Source organism: Candidatus Beckwithbacteria bacterium (assembly GCA_026397255.1).
Lineage (GTDB): Bacteria > Patescibacteriota > Microgenomatia > UBA1400 > CG1-02-47-37 > JAPLVF01.
Genome location: JAPLVF010000004.1, coordinates 1 through 8016, shown reverse-complemented (window position 1 = coordinate 8016; position 8016 = coordinate 1). Strand labels below are relative to the sequence as shown.

Sequence of the window (8016 nt, the reverse complement as noted above, 5' to 3'; positions counted from 1 at the left end):
AAATATGAGTGTAGCGGGTAACCGGATTTTTCCAGGTGGCGTGGTCATAGGGAAAGTCGACATAATAAAGATTGTGAAGATTGTAAACCAAAACTTTGTCAGTTGATTTAATGTTTTTGGCAAACCAGCCGTCAATGTCGTACCAATCTCCAAAATAAAACTTAAGATTTTTCGTTAAAAAATCAGCCTGAGTTTGTTGACCAAAAATAACCGGTAAATATTTGGCATTGGCATAAGCCCGGACGGAGATACCAACCACGGCCTGGAAAATAATTAAAGCCGTGATCAGGCGGCTAGGTTTAACAGCCGATAAACTCAACAAAGCCAGAGGAAATAAAGCAAACCGGCCGAAGTCCGTGCCGGGCATTAAAAACCATAAAAGAAAAGATAATAAAGCAATTCGACAATATTTATAATGTTTATAACCTATTATAAAGATTATCAGAATAATCGGACCGACACGGTAAGCCGGGTCAAAAAATAACCGGAGCGGACGGGATAACCAATAAATAAAGCCGTTAAAAAACCACTCGTGTTCAAAACCAAAATTTTCCCGGAACGGATAGAAAAAATTGCCGGTGCTATGATAGTTAATCAAAGCAAACGGCAAAATCCCTAAAATCCCCCACGGAATCAGAGTAATTGCCAAACCATAGACTAAAGCCGGCAGTTTCGTGGCGCCAGCCAAAATTAAAAAGATGATTCTTTTGAGGCGACGGTAATAAACAGCCGCCAAAAGCCAGGCAGTCATGATTAAGTCGATGTAGGCGGACGTGGACAGCCAGCCGACCAGTAGTGTCGAGTAAAACAGCAAAGCCGCCGCCATCCCACCCAAGCGATAAACTAACCAAACGCACCAAACACCAAAACCCCAGTGAATTAGCTTCGGTAAAGCCGGGCTGATGGCTAAAGACAAAGCGTAAATTGTTTCTCCCAGTCGGGGCAGGCCGGACCAATAAAGCAAATTGCCGGGAATCGGGGCCAGCGAGTGATGAGCTAAAAATAATTTCGCCTCAGTTAAATGGTACCACAAGGCGTCAAAGCCTAATTCCGGGCCTAAGGCGCCGATTAAATTCACCAGAATCTGCAAGACCAAGAGCCATTTAAGTATTTTCATATTGTTTGACCCGGACAGCTAAAGAATGCAAACTCATCAGAAATGCCATAGCTAAACCGGGAATGCCGTCTAAAAATCCTAAATGGAAAAAATAATTTTTCACAAACTTTCCCCAAGGATAAAAAAGTAGTTCAAAAATAGAAAAATGGCTTGATTCTTCAACCCGGAGGCTGGAATAATAATTAAGTCTATCAAGAAATTGACTGATGGTCAGGCGACGGCGGTGCAATAAAGGTTGGTTAAGGGCTTTAACCGCTAAAGCCGAAATAAACCTTTCGTGAACTTTTCCCTGCCATTTGCCAGTGTGTGGCTGGACCAAACGAACAAAGGTTAAACGACTAGTTTCCCCAAAGCGCAATTTTTTACCTAAAAACCAGTCCTGCCTTTTAAAACTGTAATTATAGTGTTTATCCAAGTGATCCGGATTAATTTCCAGCGGTAAGGTCTCATCACTGTCCAGAAAAAGAATCCAGTCAGTTTTGACAACCTGCATCAATTTGTTTCTGGCAGCGCTAAAATCAGTTATTCCCGGCTGGTTAAGAGTCAAAATTTTGAGTTTAGTCATATTTAATCAGTTTTTGCGTCGGAAAATGATAAACCGTCGCCCACCAAGGAGGAACAAAATCCTTAGCCGGACCGTCATAAATCATCATAGGAACGCCTTTCGGCGATTCCCGGCCGCCATAATACCAAAGCAGATAACGATAATTGTCCAAATAACTGGTAAATTTAGCCACATCAGGGTAGTTAATTAAACGGACCGGTTGATTATTAACTTTTCTCAGCATAACTTTTGTCAGCAATACCCGTTCGGCTAAAGGCGGGCCGTAGGTTAAAAAATTATGACTGACAACATAATAAGAGTTAAATAAACATAAGCCAACAATAGCGGCTTTAAATAATTTGGGTTTAACCAGACCGATCATGATCGCCCAAACCGGAAAAAGGACCGGAAAATAAGCTTCGGAAGGGTTGCCGTGAAAATACAAAGCCACCAGATTAATCAGTAAAAAATAAAACAAGAGCCGATGCTTAAAAACAGTGATAATTGCCAGGATGCCGAAAAAAACAGCCGTCAGCGGATGGTCCCAGCTGACAAATTTTTGCCAAAATTCGGCGATTGTCAGGATTGCCTGGTTGGAAAAACGCCACTCCAGTAAACGGTGGATGGTCCAGGCACCAAATCCAAAAGTCTGGGTAAAACCATGAGAAAAATCATAAATAAGTTTCGGAATAAAAGGAATCAAAACTAAAAATATCTGGGGAAAAATCTTTAATTTATGCTTATAAAAATAGATTAAGGCCAGCAGGAGCAAGGGCAAAGTGGTCAGTTCAAACTGCAGTAAAACTCCGGCCAGTAAAAAAGTCCAGGCAACTGACTGACTTTGCAGAGCAATTAAATATAAAACCGTAAATAAAGGGATCGGGCTGACATGATAAGGCATACGGCTGTGGATTAAGGCTAAAGGAGAAGTAGCCATAACTAAAGCGGCTAGGCGGCTGTGGCTGAAACGATACACCAAATAAACAGTTAAAACACCAAAGACGGCGGTTAAAACCGCCGGGGCAAGCGGATTAAAGTGACCAAGCTTAAAAGATAAGGCTATCAGCCAGATAAATAAAGGCCCTTGCCTGAGCCAGGGAACACTAGAAGGAATTCCTACCAGCGGCCAATGGCCGCTTTGGACCATCTCCCGGGCAGCCAAGTAATCGCGGCCCTGATCACCGATAAAAGTCATGGTTTCCGGCAAACGGTAAAACCGCAACCAACTGGCTAAGAGAACAATAAGAATAATTTGCCAATTTTGTTTCAGCAGCACCAAAAGATTACTTATTTTCATGGCTAAAAATAAAACCCAGGCCGCAAAGAGGGAATGATATTTTGAGTAATAAATCCGGGCATCGTGGGAAAAAATGCCGGATATTTTTTTCCAACCAACCTTATCGGTTGAAGCGGAGACGCGGTGCCAAACAGTTGCGTGTGAATAATGGATTGTGGTTAGCTTTTGTTTTTGGATTTTGCGGCATAAGTCGTTTTCCGTGTAATAAAGTTTTAATTTTTCATCATAGCCGCCATTTTTTTTCAGTAAATCGGTCCTCGTCATAAAACAGGCATCGCAAATAACCGGGGCCGGCCAAGATTTAGCCCGGTCTAACCGGGTTAAACGAAAGTCGGATAAAGATTGGGGGTGCAGTAATTTATGCAATAAAGTTAATTCGATCGCATCGAGCCAAGGCGAGTTTTGTTGGGAACCGGTAATCACAATCCGGCCGTCTTCATATCGCTGTAAGGCCTCGATGGCCCCAACTTTAGGCTGGCGGTTTAAATAATCAACCATTTTTTTAAAAGCGTTATCTTTCAAAGATATATCTGAGTTAAGAATCAGAAAATATTTACCCTTCGACAGGCTTAGGGCTTGGTTGTTGGCACCGGTATAAAAGTTGTTAATCGGATTGACAATTAATTTCACCTTGGGAAAATATTTTTTTACCATCTTGGCTGAGCCATCAGAGGAAGCATTATCGACCACAATCACCTCAAAATTAAGTTGTTTGGTATATTTAAAAATCGACATTAAACAACGCCGGAGAAACGCTTTAGTATTGTAGGAAGCAATGGAAATACTAAGATCAATCCCGGAGTGGGGACTTCTTTCACTCCGGGATTCTCTATTTATTGGCTTTAATACAGATTTGGTAGGCATATAAATTAGGGAAATGTTTGACCAGCCAGTTAAAATATTTCAAACCGCCGGCCGGATCGATCAGGATTTGGTTAATAGTGAAACCGGCGGCGGTGATTAATCTTTGGCCGCTAAAATAATTAAAGAACCGCAAATGAGTTTGGTCTAAAAGACCATAATCTTCATAATCCCAATGACCGCGCAGGAGTTTAAGCCGCTGGCGCCAGTGGGCAACATTAGGCAGAGTAATAATCAATATGCCTTTGGGTTTTAAGACTGATTTAATTAATTGAAGTGTGGTTTCCGGATCAGGCAAATGCTCCAGGATCGCTGAAGCGAAAACAACATCAAAAGGCCGGTGTGGCTTAATTTCCTGCCAAACACTTGTCTTGGCTAAATCGCCGGTAATATCAGCCTTTACCGCCGGATTAATATCCACACCGATGACCCGGCAATGGAGTTTTTTGGTAAGATAATTCCCCATAAAACCGGTGGCACAGCCTAATTCTAAAACTTTTGAGCCATGAGGAACTAAACTGGTTGACAAACGGTCGATATTATCTTCCCTTAATTGGCTTGGATCAAACTGTCCGCGGTGAAAATATTTTATCTTTAGTGCCATTAATTGATTATAATATGGTTATGGAAAAATTTGATGACCAGCTTTATGGCGATAAACAATTTAAATTCAGACCGAAAAAGATTTATTTTGCTTACGCTAGGGCAATTTGGGAAATATTTAAACCAAAAGAGCTAATCGATTTTGGCTGCGCTAACGGTTACAGTTTGGAATGGTGGCAGAAAAAGGGCATAAGAATCAGCGGCGTGGAAGCCGCTCGGGCGGCATTTAAGTATATGCCTAGAACTATTAAGCCTTATGTTAAAAAACTGGACCTGAGAAACAAGCTTAATTTAGGTCAAGCGGAAGTGGTTAATTTTACCGAAGTGGCGGAACATATAGATAAAAAGTATGAGGCGACTGTCTTAAATAATGTGATCGGCAGTGTTAAAGATTATCTGATCATTTCCTGGTCTAATGAAGTTAACCCAGAACATGTTAACCCCAGAAGTTTAAAGTACATTAAAAGGCAAATAAATTTGTTTTTCGAGCCGGAGTTAACTCAAGCCTTAAAAAACAAACTTAAATCGGCCAAGATTTATCAGCACTGGCATAAAAATGTGCTGGTTTTTTCGCGAATCCCCCCGAGGCAAAGAATTTTGGTCCGCCACTATGAATGGCATCCGACTTATGCCAACAAAAATATCGGCTATTTTATGGCGGCGGCGGAAAAATCAGGCTATTCCGTTAGAAAGGTCATTGACCGAAATGAGTGGGGCAGTTTGTTTAAGTGCTGGCACCGGGTTTGGCTTTATCCGTTTGAAAAACATCTTTTGCTTAAGCTGTTAATTTTAAAACTCTTTGACAATAAAGTAATTATTAAAATGGACAGCGTGATTGTGCCTACTTGGAGAGCTAAATTGATTGTTTGGTTATGCCAATATGTCTTGGTAGAATCAACGGCGGTAGCTAAACCTTTCGGCAAAAATAAAAAATTAATTTGGTATAGCGGCGGCTTAAGTCAGGAAAATATCGATCTAATAAAAAAATTAAAGATAAACAGAGAGAAAATAATCTTATATGCCGGCCGATTGTCCCGCCAAAAAGGGGTGGATAGGTTAAAAACAATTATCCCTTCAGGTTGGAAGTTAAAAATTGCCCACAATCTAAAACCAAAGGCTTATTACAAACAAGTGTTAAAAAGCAGTTTAATGGTCCTACCCACCAGAGGGGAAGGCTGGCCGAACGTGTTCAGCGACGCCTGGTTCTGCCGCCGGCTGTTTTTAACAACCACAAAAGCCCGTTGTGCCGAAGGGATTCTCAATCAGGATTTTTATAGTGATAATTTGAAAAGTTCGGTAAAAAAAATTACCCAAAACTTGGAGTGGTATTACCGGAACTACGACCGGCTTTATGACGCACGCAAATTCGTCGTCACCGACAAGGCTTTTTTAAGCTTAATTACAAACCAGGGATAAACACTAATTTGGGCAATGACGACGGCCCAGGAAGTACCGACAATCCCCCAAAGCTTAGTCAAGGGATAGAGTAAAATTACCATCAACGACAGCCTGATTAAATTAATGGAAGCGACAGTTTTGGGTTGGCCAACGGCGTCAAAAACAGCCGATCCGGCAGAAATTAACGGCCGGGTAATGCCAAACAGTAGCAGGACATTTAAGGCCGGAATCATCGCTAACCAAATTTCACCTAAGAAAAGACGGACAAAAAACGGGGCAAACAGATAAACACCAGCGGCAAAAGTCAGGCTTAAAACAAAAGTGATGGCTAGAGATTTAAGCAAACCCCGGCGCAAACGAACCTTGTCGGTTTGAATCGAAGAAAAAATCGGGAAGATAATCGAGTAAATCAAACCGGCACCCTGGGTGGTCGGCAGATTGGAAATTTTATAAGCAGTCTGATAAAGGCCTAAGGGATAAGCGCCTAAAAATTTACTGACAAAGAAGTCGTCCCCCTGATCGTTGATAAAGGACATAAAGGTGCCGATCGTCACCCATTTACCGTAATGATACAGCTCTTTAATTTTGTTAAAACTCACTTTAATTAATTGAAGCGGGGCAAAAACAAAGGAAAAGACCAAGGCAGCTAAACCGCCGACAACTACCCCCAAGGGCAAGGCGAGCATATTTCTTAAAACCAGAACGAAAATAATTGTGGCCAGGGACTCCACAATCGAAGCTAAAGATTGATAAGCAAACTCTTTTTTAAAATTTAAGTTTTTAAGGAATAATACCACTGCCGGATTGGCTAAACCCTTAAGAACCGGAGTTAAACTGATCAGTCTGATCGCCAAATTTAAGTCCCGGCCGTAAAAACGGCTGATCAACGGCGCCGACAGGTACAAAAGGCCACCGATCAGGATGCCCCGGAAGAAAAAGGCCACCCAGGCAGAACTTAAATAACTGCGGACATCTTTTTGAGTTTGAACCAATGCCTGATTAATCCCGGATTCGGTCATTACCTCTACCAGACCGTAAGGCAGGAGAACAATCCCGAACAAACCCAAATCCGTCGGGGACAAGATCCGGGCAACAATCACGATTTTAAGGAAAGAAAAGGCCTTAATCACGACTTTTAATAAGCCTAACCAAAAGGCGCCGGTAAAACTGGTTTTAGTTAAAGTCATAAACTGCCTGAATAATTTTTCCCTGATCAGTGGTGGATAAATCGGGGAAGATCGGCAATAAGACAATCTCCTGCCAGACTGACTCGGTAACCGGCACCTCATGAGGAAAATTGTTGAACATTTTATAGTAGTGGTTCGGCAAATAATGGACGTTGGCGCTGATGCCTTTCTGGTTTAAATAGTCAATCAGTTTATTCCTGATTTTACGGTCAACTTTAATAAAATAGTTATGGTGGCTGGATTCAGCCCAAGGCTTAACGACCGGGATTTTAACCCAGTTTAATTTTCTAAATGCTTGATTGTAATGTTTAAAAATTAATTTTCTGGCTCTATTGCGCTGCTTTAACTCCCTAAACTGGACCAGACCAAGGGAAGCGGCCAAGTCGTTCATTTGATACTTAAAACCCAAAGCAGTGACGTCATACTCCCACTTCCTGGTTTTTTGACCGGAATAACGCTTCCAGGTAGTGCTGGAAATGCCGGACCAGGCCAAATGCCGTATCCGGTCGGCCTTTGGCCGATCATTAGTCACTACCATGCCGCCGTCAGCGGTAGTAATATTTTTAATGGCGGCAAAAGAAAAACAGCCTAAATCACCGAAACCGCCCACGTGTTGGCCGTAATAATAACTACCAGCTGCATGGGCACAATCTTCAATTAAGATAATCTTTTTCTGACGGCAAACCGCTAATAAGGGTTTCATGTCAGTGGGATGGCCGCCGTAATGCAAAACTAAGATGGCTTTGGTTTTAGGAGTAATTTTTTTTAAAATATCCCGGGGGTCGGAAGATAGCGTTTCGGGGTCGCAGTCGGAGAAAACGATTTTCCCGCCGGCCTGGAGAATAGCCTGGTTGGCAGCGACAAAAGTTAAAGACGGACTGATAACCTCGTCGCCGGGCCGGATACTGGTTAAAAAAGACAGGTGTAAGGCGGCAGTAGCGGAGTTAAGGGCAACGGCGTATTTGGTGTGGGTTAACTGGGCCATTTTGGCTTCAAATGCCTGGGTTTG

7 protein-coding genes are annotated in these 8016 nt (G+C 42.2%); 1 reads left to right on the top strand and 6 read right to left on the bottom strand.

Annotated features, from left to right (window positions below; all coding sequences use genetic code 11):
* From NTZ93_00440 to NTZ93_00425, 4 genes are all read right to left on the bottom strand, one after another.
* Window positions 1–1117: hypothetical protein (locus NTZ93_00440; GenBank protein ID MCX6816334.1), on the bottom strand; the 1117-nt coding region annotated here is incomplete at its 3' end.
* Window positions 1104–1682, bottom strand: coding sequence for a hypothetical protein (locus NTZ93_00435; GenBank protein ID MCX6816333.1), 579 nt, complete (start codon window positions 1680–1682; stop codon window positions 1104–1106). The genes NTZ93_00440 and NTZ93_00435, both read right to left, overlap by 14 nt.
* Window positions 1675–3822 carry a glycosyltransferase gene (locus NTZ93_00430; protein ID MCX6816332.1) on the bottom strand — a complete coding sequence of 716 codons (2148 nt, stop codon included), beginning with the start codon at window positions 3820–3822 and terminating at the stop codon, window positions 1675–1677. Before NTZ93_00430 ends, NTZ93_00435 begins: the two co-directional genes overlap by 8 nt.
* Window positions 3788–4423: a class I SAM-dependent methyltransferase gene (locus tag NTZ93_00425; GenBank protein ID MCX6816331.1), complete on the bottom strand. Its 636-nt coding sequence runs from the start codon at window positions 4421–4423 to the stop codon at window positions 3788–3790. Before NTZ93_00425 ends, NTZ93_00430 begins: the two co-directional genes overlap by 35 nt.
* 20 nt (window positions 4424–4443) lie before the next feature.
* On the opposite strand from NTZ93_00425, the gene NTZ93_00420 reads away from it, so the two are divergent.
* Window positions 4444–5838 carry a hypothetical protein gene (locus NTZ93_00420; GenBank protein MCX6816330.1) on the top strand — a complete coding sequence of 465 codons (1395 nt, stop codon included), beginning with the start codon at window positions 4444–4446 and terminating at the stop codon, window positions 5836–5838.
* Here the strand turns inward: NTZ93_00420 and NTZ93_00415 are convergent.
* Complete coding sequence (locus NTZ93_00415; GenBank protein ID MCX6816329.1) at window positions 5772–7007, bottom strand: lipopolysaccharide biosynthesis protein; 1236 nt, start codon at window positions 7005–7007, stop codon at window positions 5772–5774. The genes NTZ93_00420 and NTZ93_00415 overlap by 67 nt on opposite strands.
* A partial coding sequence (locus tag NTZ93_00410) for a DegT/DnrJ/EryC1/StrS family aminotransferase (protein ID MCX6816328.1) occupies window positions 6994–8016 on the bottom strand: 1023 nt, incomplete at its 5' end. The genes NTZ93_00410 and NTZ93_00415, both read right to left, overlap by 14 nt.

Excerpts from the sequence above, each read along its gene's own strand:
- NTZ93_00415 (MCX6816329.1), bottom strand. The coding sequence starts at position 7,007 with ATGACTTTAACTAAAACCAGTTTTACCGGCGCCTTTTGGTTAGGCTTA.
- NTZ93_00420 (MCX6816330.1), top strand. The coding sequence starts at position 4,444 with ATGGAAAAATTTGATGACCAGCTTTATGGCGATAAACAATTTAAATTC.
- NTZ93_00435 (MCX6816333.1), bottom strand. The coding sequence starts at position 1,682 with ATGACTAAACTCAAAATTTTGACTCTTAACCAGCCGGGAATAACTGAT.
- NTZ93_00425 (MCX6816331.1), bottom strand. The coding sequence starts at position 4,423 with ATGGCACTAAAGATAAAATATTTTCACCGCGGACAGTTTGATCCAAGC.
- NTZ93_00430 (MCX6816332.1), bottom strand. The coding sequence starts at position 3,822 with ATGCCTACCAAATCTGTATTAAAGCCAATAAATAGAGAATCCCGGAGT.